The organism is Kriegella aquimaris (assembly GCF_900103215.1).
GTDB lineage: Bacteria > Bacteroidota > Bacteroidia > Flavobacteriales > Flavobacteriaceae > Kriegella > Kriegella aquimaris.
On sequence record NZ_FNGV01000006.1, the window covers coordinates 107,186 to 121,206 of the forward strand.

The following is a 14,021-nucleotide window of genomic DNA, read 5'->3' on the forward strand; positions in this document are numbered from 1 at the left end:
AGTAAAGTTTAATCCCTTACGGATATCTGTAAGGGATTGTCTTTTTATGGGAGTAGGTTTGGGACGCAATTAATCTATAATCATGGAAATACAAAATCAACTTAAGGCACTTGCTGAAAAAATTGAACAGCTCAAAGATAAAATCGATACTGAAGAATCTACCAAACACGCTTTTGTATTGCCCTTTATCAATTTGTTGGGTTACGATACCTTTAATCCACTAGAAGTGGTGCCAGAGTTCACGGCAGATTTAGGGCTCAAAAAAGGAGAAAAGGTTGACTATGCTATTTTTCAAAATGGTCAACCGATAGTTATCATCGAGTGCAAAAATTGGAAAGAGAAACTAAATGCACATAATTCGCAGTTGTTTCGATATTTTCACACTACGAAGACACGATTTGCACTGCTTACAAATGGCATTGAATATCGCTTCTATACCGACCTAGAGGCAGCCAACAAGATGGATGAAAAACCTTTTTTGGAATTTAACATTACTGAGCTAAAGGAAAGCGCGGTACATGAAATTGGCAAATTTCATAAATCTAATTTTGATGTTGAGAAAATAGTCGATAATGCCAGTTCTTTAAAATACACCAAAGAAATTAAAAAGTTGATTGCGGAAGAATTATTAGCACCTTCGTATCATTTTGTAAAACTTTTTGCTGGTAAAGTGCATTCAGGTAGACTTACCGAAAAAGTGATGGCCGAATTTACAGACTTGGTAAGCAAAGCGTTTTTGCAGACCATTAGTGAAAAAGTAAATGACCGTTTAAATGCGGCGCTAAACAAGGAGTCTGAGAAACAGCAAGAAGAAGTTCAGGAACCTGAAGCTGTCAGTAAGATAATCACCACGGAAGAAGAGCTGGAAGGCTATCGAGTTATAGTGGCGATATTAAGAAGAAAATTAGCTGTCGAGCGTATTGTACACCGCGATACCCAATCGTATTTTGGCATATTGCTAGATGATAATAATAGGAAACCACTTTGTCGACTATATCTCGGAAGTTCCACCAAATACTTGGCACTAATGGACGAAAATAAACTTGAGATTCGTAAACCATTACAAACTGTTGATGACATATATCAATATGAAACGGAACTATTAAATACCGTTGATTATTATGAAAGTTAAACGAAAAGAAATGTTGCTGCGGTATACATAAATATCATTTTTAATCCAATTCTTTCTGCAGATGTATCGTAGGTCAAGGGTGTAATATGGGTAGTTTATATCACGGAATTGAAAACTCCAAAAAAACCGGCAGATGATCTGAAAGCTTTCGGGCTTTTTCCAGATTGTCACAAAACCTTACAAAATCAATTACACCGCTTTTTATTTTATAGATTCCTTGGGAATAGAAAATATTATCGATAGGGTGATTGAGGTAACCAGTGCCATTGCACCCTCTTTTAAGAGTTGTCTTTTGATCAGAAATGGCGGCTCGAAACCCTTTTGCCCTAAAATCATCAAAAACATGTTTAGCCTCGTCTACATTGAAATCGCCCGCAAGAATTAACGGGGCGACTAAACTAGTATCTATATACGTGGTTAACGCCTCTATTTCCGCTTCGGGATTTTTATCAAAAGGCCTTGAATGGAAATTCACCAAGGTCAACTTTTCCTGATTTATATAAAATTCCATTAAATAGGGTTCTCTGTCGATTACCGAATCTAGGGCGCTGATTAATTTACCTCTATTTTTTATTTTGATATGTCGGGTCTTCCAAATAAAAGCGTAGCGCTCGGTGACATATTTTGAACTTTTGGTAGGGTTGCTGATGACATAATCCCATTTGGCCCCTTTTCTATTAAGAATATCAGAAAGTTTTGCGACCGCTTGCGCACCACCGTAGCCGGATACTACTTCTTGAATGGCCAAGATATCAGTATCTTTTACAATGTCGGCAATTTGATTTAATTCTTCGCTGTTTTTAGTTTTGCCAAAATCGCGAATATTCCATGAAATTAAGCTGATGTTGTCAACTTGCGAAAAAAGAGCAAAATGAAAAAGTATGAAAAATAGAAAGGAAAGTTTTTTAATCATTTGGTCGTGGTTGTAGCATCACGAAAATAACGAAAAAAGGAATGGTTATTTACAGATAACCGTAATCTGACCAAAAGTGATGGGAGCTGAAATGTGCTATCTTTTCATCACTTGCATGATAAAAAAGACGGTTATTGAAATGATCAGGCAACTGATGGCTGCTATGATATTATCTTTAGTGAATTCTTTTTTGATGTTAACTAAGATGGCTTTCATGACATTTGTTTCCTACAAAATTAGTGCGAACTTGAACTTTTGAAGAAACTAGTCGTTCTAAGTGAAACATGTTCGTTTAAAGGTGTTTAGCACTGTTCTTGACGAAGAAAAAGGGTGTTGGCCGAAAAAGTGTGAATTTTAATTCTTTGTAAATTTTCTGCTATGAAATACTAAAAAAGTATGGGAGATAGTGAAAGTAGATGTAAATAATAATATTAGGAATTTCTATTTCTGTTAGGGACTTTGGTAAGCACAATTATCATTGGCTACTAATAAACGAGATAATCAAATTGATATAGTACTTATTTGTCACTGAGAACGGTTTTTTCAGTTTCTATTGACTCCGAAACGTCCACTTGTTTTACCGTTCTTCCCTTTGTGGCTAAAAGTCTGATATCTTCCAGAGTTAAGTAAAGACAGGGTACGATGACCAATATGATCGCTGTGGCAAATACTATTCCGAACCCCAATGAAATGGCCATGGGAATCAAATAGAACGCTTGGCTCGAGGTTTCTAGAATAATCGGGGCCAGACCCCCGAAAGTGGTCATCGTGGTCAACATTATTGGACGGAACCTTCGGAGTCCTGCTTCGTGAATGGATTTATAAATTGGGTCGCCCGCCCTGCGGCGTTTATTGGCATAGTCTATCATAATCAACGAATCGTTCACAACAACCCCTGATAATGCGATAACCCCCATTAAACTGACCAGTGAGAGATCATATCCTAACAAAATATGGCCTATTACGGCCCCTACAATCCCGAAAGGGATGGCGGTCATAACAATGAGAGGCTGCGTGTAGCTACTAAAAGCTATAGCAAGCAGGGTGTATATCAAAAGCATCGCAATGGCAAAGCCCGACCTAAGCGTATTGGTACTCTCTCGCATATCGGCCTGACTGCCCTCAAAAGTCCAGGTTATCCCGGGAAAATCTGCGCGTAGTTGCGGTAGCACTTCTTCTTGTACCGAAGCTATCACGCGATTGACCGTATTGGCAGGTTCTACATCCATGCCTACATTGACGACTCTGCGGCCATCCCTGCGGTTGATGCTGCTAAAGGCTTCACGTTGTTCCACTTCTACCACGTCCATCAGTGGAACCTCTATACCATTTGGGGTACGTATTAAAAAATTTTCCAAGTTGTTGATGTCTTTCCGTTCTTCCAAAGGCAATTTGACCCGCACCTCTATTTCGTTCATGCCCCTTAATTGACGCATTGCCAAAGCACCAAAAAAACCATCACGGACTTGCTGGCCCACTTCATTTGAGGTCAATCCAAGATTTCTTCCTTGCGGTAATAACTTGAAGTCGAACTGCATTTTTCCCTTATTGTAATTATCGGTGACGTCACGGGTGTTGGAAAACGCTTTCATCTTGTCCACAAAAGAAGCACTGGCCCTGGCCAATACATCAATGTCGGAATGGCTAAGGTCGATACTGATATCTTGTCGCGCTCCACCTGGACCCCGCTCCGCTTCGAAGGTAATTTGGTCTACTCCCTCAATATCCCCAATATTATCACGCCATAGGGCAATAACTTCCGCAGCGCTAACATCATGTTGATCAGGTGGCAGCATTACAATTTCGACATCAATAAAATTTTGTCCGCGTACGTTGGTCTTTATGCCCTCAGCTACTTCATAAAGATTGTGTTCTTCAAACATGCGTTGTGTAGAACTAGAAATAGCGTGTGCTACTTTTGCTGCTTGATCGGGTGTCGTACCTACGGGCAAACGAACACCGGCCTCAATTTCATCCGCGGCCACTTCGGGCATCATAATCATTCCCATATGGCCGCTAAGACCAAATCCTCCCACAATTAGCAAAAGGGTTATGGCCGCACTAAGGGTGATGTATCTGTATTGTAAACAGAGATCTAGAAAAGGGCGGTATCTTTTTTCAACAAACCGGTCGAAACTTTTGGCGAAAGAACGTTGCCACCCTTCCAGTTTAAGTACCCATTTACTTTTGTTCTTTTCTTGTTTAAGATGACCCAAGTGGGAGGGTAGAATGAAGAGGGCTTCGAGTAGGGAAACTGCCAAAATAACGATAACCACGGCAGGCAAAGGTTGCCAGAATTTTCCGGTTTCACCGGGCATGAAAAGTAAGGGAACAAAGGCGATAATGGTGGTGACAATACTAAAAATTACAGGAAAGGAAACATCTTTGGTTCCAGCAATTGCGGCTTCCATCGGGGATAGCCCTTTTTGGCGGTATTCATATACGTTTTCGCCAACCACGATGGCATCATCGACCACAATACCTAAAACGACCAAAAAGCCAAACATGGAAATCATATTTACGCTAATGCCAATTAGGGGCAATAAGATTATTCCGCCAATAAATGAAACGGTCATGCCCATCATCACCCAAAAGGCCAAACGATATTCTAAGAAAAGTGTCAATATGATAAGAACGATGACTATGGCAAGTATTCCATTTTCGGTTAATAATGAGAGCCGCTCCCGATAATCAGCTGCACGATTGCTATCGGTGCGGTATTTGACATCAGGTGGTAATTGAAAGTCTTTCAAGATGCTTTCTACTGCATCGGCAATCTCTAAAGGGGATTGGTTTCCAATACGATAAATACGGAGCTCCACATAATTTTCTTGGTTGAACTGTCCGTGAAATCCTGTTTCTTCAAAACCATCGGTTACGGTTGCAATATCCTTTAAGGCGATCTTTGCACCAGATTCTGAAGATATAACAGTAATATTCCCAAATTCTTCAGCCCATTGCTTTCGCTCTTGCATACGAAGCAGAATTTCACCGCTTTGGGTTTGAACAGCACCAGCGGGTACATCGTTACTACTCTGTTCGATAATATCGGCCACTTGGCCAAGGGTTAGATTATATTTTTGAAGATTGCGACGAGGGATTTCGATTCGGGTTTCATAGTCCGGTACATTACCAAATTCAATTTGGGTGATTTTAGGGTTGCTAAGCAATACATTGCGCAAGCGTTCTGCAAGTTGGCGGAGCGTCCAAATATCAGCTTTACCGTAGAGGCCTACCCGCAATACATCCCTTTGGCGCGATTGCAGACTTACTTCAGGTTGTTCAATATCATCGGGGAAGGTGCGAATGCGATTGATGGCCTGATCAATATCTTGAAAAGCTTTCATTCGTTCGGTACCGGCAACCAGTTCAATACTTACTTCAGCTGAGCCCTCGCTGGCTTCGGATACTATTTCCTTGATACCTTGAACAGCGCGAACGGCTTCTTCCACAGGTTGTAAAATACCTTGCTCTACTTCAGCAGGGGAGGCACCAGGGTAGGCAACGGAAACCTCTACAAAATCGAGCTGAAATTCTGGAAATACTTCTTTCTGAATTTTGAACATGGTAAAAATACCTCCGCCAAGTAATACCAACATGAGCAAATTGGTAGCAATGGAGTTTCTCGCCATATAACCAATGGCGCCCTCTTTTCTGGGATTTCCCTTTTCTTCTATTTCGCTCATGCTCTTCCTATTGCTTCATTTCTTTTTCGGGCGTGTCCGACGCGGTTCGTAAACCAATGCCACTACTCACGGTACTTAAATCGGTAATGACTACTTTTTCACCGGCCACCAAACCTTTGCGGATATAAGCATATTCATCATCGTTCAATACGATATCAACTTCACGGATTTCCAATTTACCGTCTTTCATCACCCATACGGTTTCATTGCTTCGAATGTAGTCTCTACTAAGCCGCACGACTTCTGCAACCGGGTTGGCCTGTATATATACCTCTACAAAGGTGCCTATCATCAGAGTGGGCATTCCTTCTTGATCTGCTTCATTGGCCAGAGGGTCGGTAACTTTTACCAGCACCCTCGCCAGACGGGTCTGATTATCAAGAGCTCCGATTTGCTTGTCTAAATATCCTTCTCGATAGGTGTCGGTAGACCATGCGGTAGAATTTTTTATACGTACAGGGGATCCTTTTTTAGAATCACTCTTCGGGAAACTTAACCATTGCAATTTAGACACGGGCACAGTTGTCATCACCCAATAATAATCGGTACCCACGATACGTCCCAAATTATCACCTTGCGCGACTTGAGAGCCTTCGGTTACATTTTGGCTTAAAATATGGGCGTCAAAAGGAGCGCGTATGGTGGTTCGCGATAGATTGAGCTTGGCTTGATTTACCGAAGCCTTAGCCCCGCCTATAGTCGCTTTCACCGCGTTAAGCTGTGGTTTTCTTAAGACAAGTTGTCGTTCTCCTTCGGAAAGCGGGTTGTCGCCGAAAAGGGAATCATCTGCAATAAGTTGCAAGTCTTGTTCTGCTATTTGCTGTCTTCCCATTTCAGTTTCCAGCGTACTCTGCGATTGTAGTAGTTCACTCTTTCTGAGTTCAAGGGTATTGCGATAGTCCGACGGGTCGATCTGCAAGAGCACTTGGTTTTTTTTGACGAAACCACCTGGAGTAAAAGCGGGGTCTCTTCGGATAACTTGCCCCGAGACCAGTGGACTCAAAGTAACATCTTCAACAGGTTGTACCGTTCCTGTTGCTACAATAATGGGTTCGTAAGTACCTTGCTCTGCGGAAATCACTTCTACCAACATGGCCGTCTCAATGCTGGCACCTTCCGTTTCTGCTTCCGGTTCCGTGGAAAAAATTAGTATGGTAATGGCCAGTCCGCCAACAAGAATGGCCAAACAGATGCCCACTATTTTTTTATTGCTCATAGTGCTATTTTGCTTTTTCTATCCCTAAAGACATTTCAAAAATCTTAATAATCGATGTTCCTATCCGTATCAAATCCCCCTGCCAAAGCCCGATACAGACCGATGCGTATTTGAATTTGCTGTGACTGTGCCGAGACGTAATCCCTGCGCAATTGTTGTTCTTGATCTAAACCGAGGAGGACATCCAAATACGGACTGAAACCATTCAAAAATTCTACCCGCAATTGCTTGTTGCTTTTTTCGGCTAGTTCGAGTTGACGACCAATGTTTTCCAAGCGCTTCTTTTGCATGATGTCTCTTACAAGTCCATCTTCGACATCTTGAAAAGCTTCCAAGGTGGTTTGCCCGTATTCATACAATCTTTGTTGTTTTATGGCTAGCGACCTTTCAACTTCTGCGCTTAACTGCTTACCATAAAACAGGGGGGCTAGAATATTACCTGCCAAAGAGTAGGCCCAGTTTTCAAAAAGGTTGTCAAAATTATTGGCACGCAGTTGGCCTCTACCGGATATCGAAATTCTTGGATATTTGCTGCGTACGGCAGCTGCCATATCGCGATCTGCAGCGAGTAAAATTGAAAACGATCGTTGTAGGTCGGGTCTACGCCGCACCAATTCCAAAGGGAGTCCGGTTTCGGGAAGTACCGGTAATTCAGGCAGATCGATATTTTCGAAAGTCATATCTAACTGAGGCTGTTTTCCTAAAAGAACGGCCAATTGATTTTCTAAAAGACGCACATTGGTACTAAAGATAATCTGTTGTTCTTTGGTGCTTTCCAGTAATTGGGCCTGTCGCAGAATGTCGACTGCCCGAATTTGGCCACCAACGAACCGGGAGCGGATCAATGTGATAATATCTTCGTTGGTCGTAATCTGATTTTCGGTAATTCTCAATTGCTTTTTTGCTGCCTGGAGTTGGTACCACGTGGATGCAATTTCTGCCGAAAGCGATATTGCAGCCGTACGATAATCGAACAGACTTGCTTCGGCCCTGAATTTTTCAGCTTGGACGGCGGTTCGTATCCTGCCCCATAAATCTAGTTCATAGGTTGCGGAAAGCCCTAACTGTGTGTTCTCTCCCCCGGTAAAATCATTTTCGGGAAAATTTACTGCCGACTGTGCAGAGGCTTCAATTTGCGGCCATTTGTTCGACGCTTCCCTGCTCACTGTGGCCCTCGCCGCCAAAAATTGTTGCCAAGTTGCGGCCAAATCGAAGTTTGATTGTAATGCACTATCGATTAATTGATTGAGTCTTTCATCTTCAAAGGACGTCCACCATTTATCTTCCACAACGCTTGCTCCATTATATGAGAATTCTTGTACATCATCTATAGGCAACGCTACATTTGAGTAACGGGGCGAACAACCAAAAAAGAACAAACCAATAGTAGCAATAAAAAATAGAAGTATGCTTTCTGTTCCTTTTGATTTGATTTTCATCTTGGTCTAGAAGAATGGTTTGTTGGTGTAATTGGTATGTCGAATATCGATACCCACCTAAAATAAATCTTTTTGTGGAACTATTGTATTAACAAAAACATAATTATCTATGAATGTACCCTTAGATTTGAGGCAGGGCCACCCTCCATTTTTCCTTTTGACTCATTCCATAGCGGGAAACGAACCGTTTGCTTTAAGGATAAGGAGCTTTCATTCTCGGTTGCCAAACAAAATTCGATTGTTTATAGAAGCTATTTAAACATATTCGATATTTGGAGGGACTATTCCATAATTTTTTTGCCTCAAAAAGAGTAATTTGCAAATTTAAAATGAACATTTATTACGTTCTCAAAGGTGTGAAATATTTAATAATATGGTAAACAAATTCGTCGCTATTACCAAGAGATTAAAATCCATTTTTCAGCGGAGTGGGATTGGCTCTAATTTGATTAGTTATAGAAGTAGTTGGCTTTTAACAGTAGTCCCCATATTGATTATGAGTTGTGGTAATAATGCCCCAACCAACTTCAAGACCAAGTATTTGGATATTAGCTTGAATGATAGAGGGCTAATTTACAGTATGAAGGACATAACCAAGCAACAGCCTCGCGAATTAAGTCCGTCAGACAAGCCATCCCCATTATTGACTTTGTACAATAGTAAACTGGACACCTTGTTTGAACCCATAAGTGCTGTTTATAATAGATCTAAGAATGTTTTAAACCTAACCTATGGAAACAATGCTGTAGCCGAAATCAGTGTTGAGCCAAAGGACAAGTATCTTAAATTTACCCTTATTTCATTGACCAACCGTGAAGATATCGAGGGAGTGCAATGGGGGTCCATCCATACGAACATCACCAATCTTTTTGGGGAAATTATTGGGGTAGCAAGGGATACCTCTGAAACCGTTAATTATTCCATCGGGATGCTTGCCCTCAACGACAATACGTTGGGCGGCACTTCAAGGACCATTGCCGATGCCGCACCTTTCCAATATATAATCCACTCCCCCGATAGCCTACAATACCCATTGCCGAAGGACCTTCATGAAGGACAGGTTTTTACACTTGGGGGCAATGGAATAAGTGATGTGGCATTTTACGCCCACAAGGAGCCCTATTATAGGATTGTTTACGGTAACGCAGCTGAGGTTGATGAAAAAGGAAGAATATCAATCACTTATAATTCAAGGGATAGGTCAAAAAAAAGAGAAGTATATTTTTCCTTGATACCCAATATGCCTGCCAACACGCCCAACCATCTGGAGATACAACCGCTACAAGGAGTCGATTATATAGGATCATCCGTAGCGTTATGGGGAAGTCCTGACAGTACCGCTCTTATGGGTGTAGTTCAGGATATTGTTTTGTCGGAAGGACTACCTTATCCCACTATAGATGGAAAATGGGTAAAGGATCCGACAGCTTATGTTCCCGATGCCATTACCAGTGGAGGTTTGTACGATAGTATAATATCCTACACCTCTCGATTAGGTTTTAAGGCAATCAGCCTATATGATCAAAGTTTCTTAAGACCAGATCGCGGAAATGAAGGGTATATTGATGGAAAGAATTTCGAGAAGAAACCATTAAAATTAACATCCGGGAATAAGTCGCACAAAGAATTCTCAAAAATGGCAGCAAAATATGGCATTACCATTGGGAGAACACCGATAACTAGTTCATTGGCACCTGGAACCAAGGATGCCAGCCCCATTCCTAGTGATAGTCTGTGTTATCAGCAAAAACGCTTGTTGATGAATAATATCACTTCTACAGATACTATAATTGTAGTGGACGATCCCAAATATATGGAGGAGATAGCCAGTTGGGAAGGGCATGCCGAAAATCTGAATATGGTGAAGATTGGTAAGGAGCTAATTCATTACCTAGGTATTTCCGATGCAGAACCATACAAACTTTTAAATGTCGAGCGAGGCTATTGGGGCACCACACCGACAGAACACGCAACAAATGACACCATTTACAAATTGCAAGTAACAATCAACTATGGCTATGACGGATTGATACCCAATATGCAACTTCAAGATAAGATTGCCGAATACTATGCCGATGTTGCTTTTATAAATGGTTTAGGATATTACGATTTCGATGGACAAGAATTTTTGTTCAACAACGGGCATGGTTATTACTCTGCCAAACGTTTCTTTAGAAAAATGTTCGAAAGGGCTACATTTCATGGTATTCCACCAATCCGTTTTACAGGTGCCACATTATCGGAAGGTTCTTGGCATTATCAGAGTATTTGGAATGTAGGAGGAGGAAAAAATCTTTATGATGTGGAAACTAGGGAATGGGGCAGTACCACTAGCCAAGGTAAAGATCTTAGAGATGTTACCTATGCAAATTATTTTCCGACGGGTATGGGAGGTAATTTTCCAATCAATGCCACTTCAACTGTGGATCAATACGAACATATACAAGCAATTTCTGTCGGTCTCGGAACCACTTATAGTCTGTATTTAAATCAGAAAGATGTGGAAAGCTGCCCTCACAAGGATGCCATTTTTAAGGTAATAAGGACGTGGGAAAATGCTAGAGCGGCAAATGCATTTCCACGTTACATAAGGAAACTTCTTATGAAACCCGATAGGGATTGGAAATTGGAACAAGTTGATAATAACAATTGGAATCTCTATCCTGTGGTCAATAAAACCTTGGGCACCGCAATAAAATTATCTAGGGATGTTGCCGAAGGATCTTAAATCAGATAATCTAGTGATTATGCAGCCGGCCTCCCTTTTAATCGTTTTTCGATTTTTCGTTTTTTATCGGTCAACCGCTTCATGACATCCATCAAATCAGGGTCTTTCGTCTGCTTATAGATTTCGTTGATAGCCAAAATCAATTTTTTAGCTTCACGAGAGGCTACAACCCTATCGCTAGTGGACATATTATTCATTTTCATATCTTCCAGTTCTTTTGCTTTATTCAGTAAATCCATTTTGTATTATAGTTAACGGTTTGATTTAAAGTTAAGGATATTCCGTTTTATATCAGGGTATAACGGATTGTATTTGGTTATAATTCGATAACGATTCTTTATGACAGAAAGTCAGATTTTTGTGTAGTCGAAGGGATTGCTATGGGTTTTCTCTTTAAGAGCCAGTCCTGTAAATGCAATTTGTTGGGCGTTTAGCCCCGGGCAAATAACCTTAAATGTGCAAGTAAGTTACGCTTAATCGTGAAGCCCATAGCCATTGGAATGAACCAAAGCTCATCGCTGAAAAAATCTTGGACATAAGGCATTCCTGCAATAGGGTAACCTATACCAATTACGGGGGGGCTAATGTGTAGCTTTTTTGAAATTATTCCTTTAAAAAACTCTAAACCTATTGTTCTTTCTTACATCATTTTGTTGTCGGTACTTACATTAATATGCTTTGCATAGTTATGAATTCAATACATTGCAGAATTTGCTTAGAGGCTAAAAGCTAAATAGCGGTCACCAGACTTCGTGCCGGCTTTGCCACCACCACAGGCGATGACTACATACTGCTTGCCTTTTATTTCATAAATGCTGGGTGTTGCATAACCTGCGGCGGGCAACTTGTATTTCCATAATTCTTCTCCCGTATCTTTATCGAAAGCCCTGAAATATTCATCGACTGTCGATGCAATAAAAATGAGTCCGCCAGCGGTGACTACAGGCCCTCCATAATTTGCAAGTCCTGTTTTGGGAATGCCTCTTTTAGTCAATTCTTCATATTCCCCAAGCGGTACCTGCCATGCCAAGGTACCTTCGTTCAGGTTTATTGCCGAAAGTGTTCCCCAAGGCGGTTTTATAGCGGGGTAACCTTCTGGATCGTAAAAGCGATTATAGCCGGTGTGCCTATATTTCGAGAGTCGTTCATTGGCCTCTTTCCCGAATTCGTGCACGTTTTCGACCGAGTTTTCAAGTCCGAAAATGTAATTGACGACTGCCGTTTTTTCCTTTTCGGAAATGTGTTTGAACCCGGGCATAAATCCGCGGCCATTGTTGATAATTTCGATAGCTTCCTCCATAGAAAGTCTTTCAGCACTATTTTTTAAGGGTGGGTAGATTCCCGATGCGTCCCCTTGCATTTGCTTGCCGTGGCACATCACACAACGAGATTGGTATACGTACGCTCCCGGATTCGCGATTTCCTTTTCGTCGGAAGCTCTGGTTTCTTCCATGGTAATGATACATGGAATTTCCTTGGCATTGACATACAAAAGTCCAGTCGAAGGGTCAAAAGCCGCACCGCCCCATCCGCCACCGCCATCAAAACCGGGAAAAACGATTGTACCTTGTTCGCTAGGGGGAATAAAAGGTTCACCGGTACGTAGTTGTGCCAACCTTTTGGCAACACTATCATGGGAAGCCGGAGACAGATCGGTTATCTCCTCTTTAGTGAATTTCTGTCGTGTGAACGGAGGCGGTTTTATCGGGAAGGGCTGGGTCGGCGAAGCCATTTCTCCCTTAAGGTCGGAAGGGGGAATCGGTCGCTCTTCAACGGGGAATAGTGGTGTGCCGCTTTCACGGTCGAGCAGGAATATAAAGCCCGATTTGGTATGTTGCGCTACGGCATCTATTCGCTTGCCATTGTGACTGACCGTTACCAATGCCGGGGGGGCGGGTACATCTCGATCCCACATATCATGGTGCACTGTTTGAAAATGCCAGATGCGCTCACCCGTATCCGCATTCAGGGCAAGTATACAATTGGCAAAAAGATTATCACCTAGCCTGTTCCCTCCCCAAAAATCGAACGAAGCAGATCCTGTAGGAACGTAAACTATACCACGTTGTAAATCGAGACTCATACCCGACCAAGCATTTGCCCCACCTGTATTCTTATAAACTTCTTCGGGCCAAGTGTCATAGCCTATTTCTTCTGGTTTTGGAATCGTGCTGAACGTCCATTCGAGCGCGCCGGTATGCACATTGAACGACTGTATGGTGCCGGGAGCGGCATCGGCATTTTCCGAAACCCTGGTACCATAGATGATCTTGTCTTTGTACAGCACACCCGGTGTGGTAGATACTACATACCTGTCTTTTGCATTTTCCCCAAGACCATCTTTCAAAGATACTTTACCGTCAATGCCAAAGTCGTCTGCCAATAGTCCAGTTTTGGCATTCAAGGCGAACAATTCGGGTCCGGCGGTAAAAAAAATGCGCTCTTTGTCTCCTTCCTTAAAATAGGTCACGCCACGGTTGACGTTCATGCCAAAATTAATTTTAGCATTGGGATCGAATATCCATTTTTTTTCTCCTGTGGTCGCATCAAGGGCAAAAATATTCAGTTTTGGGGAGCTACCGTACAGTACGCCGTCGATTATTATCGGATTGCATTGGATCTGTGTTTTTCCATTCGGATCGGCATCGCCGGTGGCGAACTCCCAAGCAACCTTTAGCTCCGTGACGTTTTTCTTGGTAATCTGGTCTAGTGGCGAATACTGAATACTATTGTTTCCACCCAAATAAACCGGCCAATCCTTGTCTGCTTCTCCTTGCTCTTTACTGTGCTCACTACACCCTGTTAAAATTAAAACTGCGGATAAAGCCCAGGTAACACATTGAATTCTCATATCAATTTTCTATCATATTCTTGGTAAAAACTCCCGACTTAGGAAGTTGTTTGGCG

The 14,021-nt window shown here is 41.9% G+C and carries 8 protein-coding genes; 2 read left to right on the plus strand and 6 right to left on the minus strand.

The features are described from left to right. Positions 1-82 precede the first annotated feature (82 nt). The gene (locus BLS33_RS13400) at positions 83-1,132 is read left to right on the plus strand and encodes a type I restriction endonuclease (RefSeq protein ID WP_089890004.1); all 1,050 of its coding nucleotides are present in this window, start codon (positions 83-85) and stop codon (positions 1,130-1,132) included. Positions 1,133-1,232: 100 nt separating this feature from the next. Here BLS33_RS13400 and BLS33_RS13405 read toward each other — a convergent pair whose 3' ends face one another. The 4 genes from BLS33_RS13405 to BLS33_RS13425 form a co-directional block, all read right to left on the minus strand. Then, positions 1,233-2,045 (minus strand): endonuclease/exonuclease/phosphatase family protein, encoded by an 813-nt coding sequence (locus BLS33_RS13405; protein ID WP_089890007.1) that lies wholly within the window; start codon positions 2,043-2,045, stop codon positions 1,233-1,235. A 518-nt stretch (positions 2,046-2,563) separates the two neighbouring features. Next, positions 2,564-5,731 carry an efflux RND transporter permease subunit gene (locus BLS33_RS13415; protein ID WP_089890013.1) on the minus strand — a complete coding sequence of 1,056 codons (3,168 nt, stop codon included), beginning with the start codon at positions 5,729-5,731 and terminating at the stop codon, positions 2,564-2,566. A gap of 7 nt (positions 5,732-5,738) precedes the next feature. Then, positions 5,739-6,947 (minus strand): efflux RND transporter periplasmic adaptor subunit, encoded by a 1,209-nt coding sequence (locus tag BLS33_RS13420; RefSeq protein WP_089890017.1) that lies wholly within the window; start codon positions 6,945-6,947, stop codon positions 5,739-5,741. A 44-nt stretch (positions 6,948-6,991) separates the two neighbouring features. Beyond that, complete coding sequence (locus BLS33_RS13425) at positions 6,992-8,386, minus strand: efflux transporter outer membrane subunit (protein WP_089890021.1); 1,395 nt, start codon at positions 8,384-8,386, stop codon at positions 6,992-6,994. Positions 8,387-8,759: 373 nt separating this feature from the next. Here BLS33_RS13425 and BLS33_RS13430 point away from each other — a divergent pair, with 373 nt between their 5' ends. Further along, positions 8,760-11,114 carry a hypothetical protein gene (locus tag BLS33_RS13430; protein ID WP_218129560.1) on the plus strand — a complete coding sequence of 785 codons (2,355 nt, stop codon included), beginning with the start codon at positions 8,760-8,762 and terminating at the stop codon, positions 11,112-11,114. Positions 11,115-11,131: 17 nt separating this feature from the next. Here BLS33_RS13430 and BLS33_RS13435 read toward each other — a convergent pair whose 3' ends face one another. Both BLS33_RS13435 and BLS33_RS13440 read right to left on the minus strand, forming a co-directional pair. Further along, positions 11,132-11,353 (minus strand): hypothetical protein, encoded by a 222-nt coding sequence (locus BLS33_RS13435; RefSeq protein WP_089890024.1) that lies wholly within the window; start codon positions 11,351-11,353, stop codon positions 11,132-11,134. 476 nt (positions 11,354-11,829) lie between these two features. Further along, a complete protein-coding gene (locus BLS33_RS13440; RefSeq protein ID WP_089890028.1) occupies positions 11,830-13,965 on the minus strand; it encodes an outer membrane protein assembly factor BamB family protein in 2,136 nt (711 codons plus the stop codon). Positions 13,966-14,021: the final 56 nt, after the last annotated feature.

What these genes read in the sequence shown, in the direction of transcription:
- BLS33_RS13400 (WP_089890004.1), top strand. Translation starts at nt 83, where the DNA reads ATGGAAATACAAAATCAACTTAAGGCACTTGCTGAAAAAATTGAACAG.
- BLS33_RS13405 (WP_089890007.1), bottom strand. Translation starts at nt 2,045, where the DNA reads ATGATTAAAAAACTTTCCTTTCTATTTTTCATACTTTTTCATTTTGCT.
- BLS33_RS13415 (WP_089890013.1), bottom strand. Translation starts at nt 5,731, where the DNA reads ATGAGCGAAATAGAAGAAAAGGGAAATCCCAGAAAAGAGGGCGCCATT.
- BLS33_RS13420 (WP_089890017.1), bottom strand. Translation starts at nt 6,947, where the DNA reads ATGAGCAATAAAAAAATAGTGGGCATCTGTTTGGCCATTCTTGTTGGC.
- BLS33_RS13425 (WP_089890021.1), bottom strand. Translation starts at nt 8,386, where the DNA reads ATGAAAATCAAATCAAAAGGAACAGAAAGCATACTTCTATTTTTTATT.
- BLS33_RS13430 (WP_218129560.1), top strand. Translation starts at nt 8,760, where the DNA reads ATGGTAAACAAATTCGTCGCTATTACCAAGAGATTAAAATCCATTTTT.
- BLS33_RS13435 (WP_089890024.1), bottom strand. Translation starts at nt 11,353, where the DNA reads ATGGATTTACTGAATAAAGCAAAAGAACTGGAAGATATGAAAATGAAT.
- BLS33_RS13440 (WP_089890028.1), bottom strand. Translation starts at nt 13,965, where the DNA reads ATGAGAATTCAATGTGTTACCTGGGCTTTATCCGCAGTTTTAATTTTA.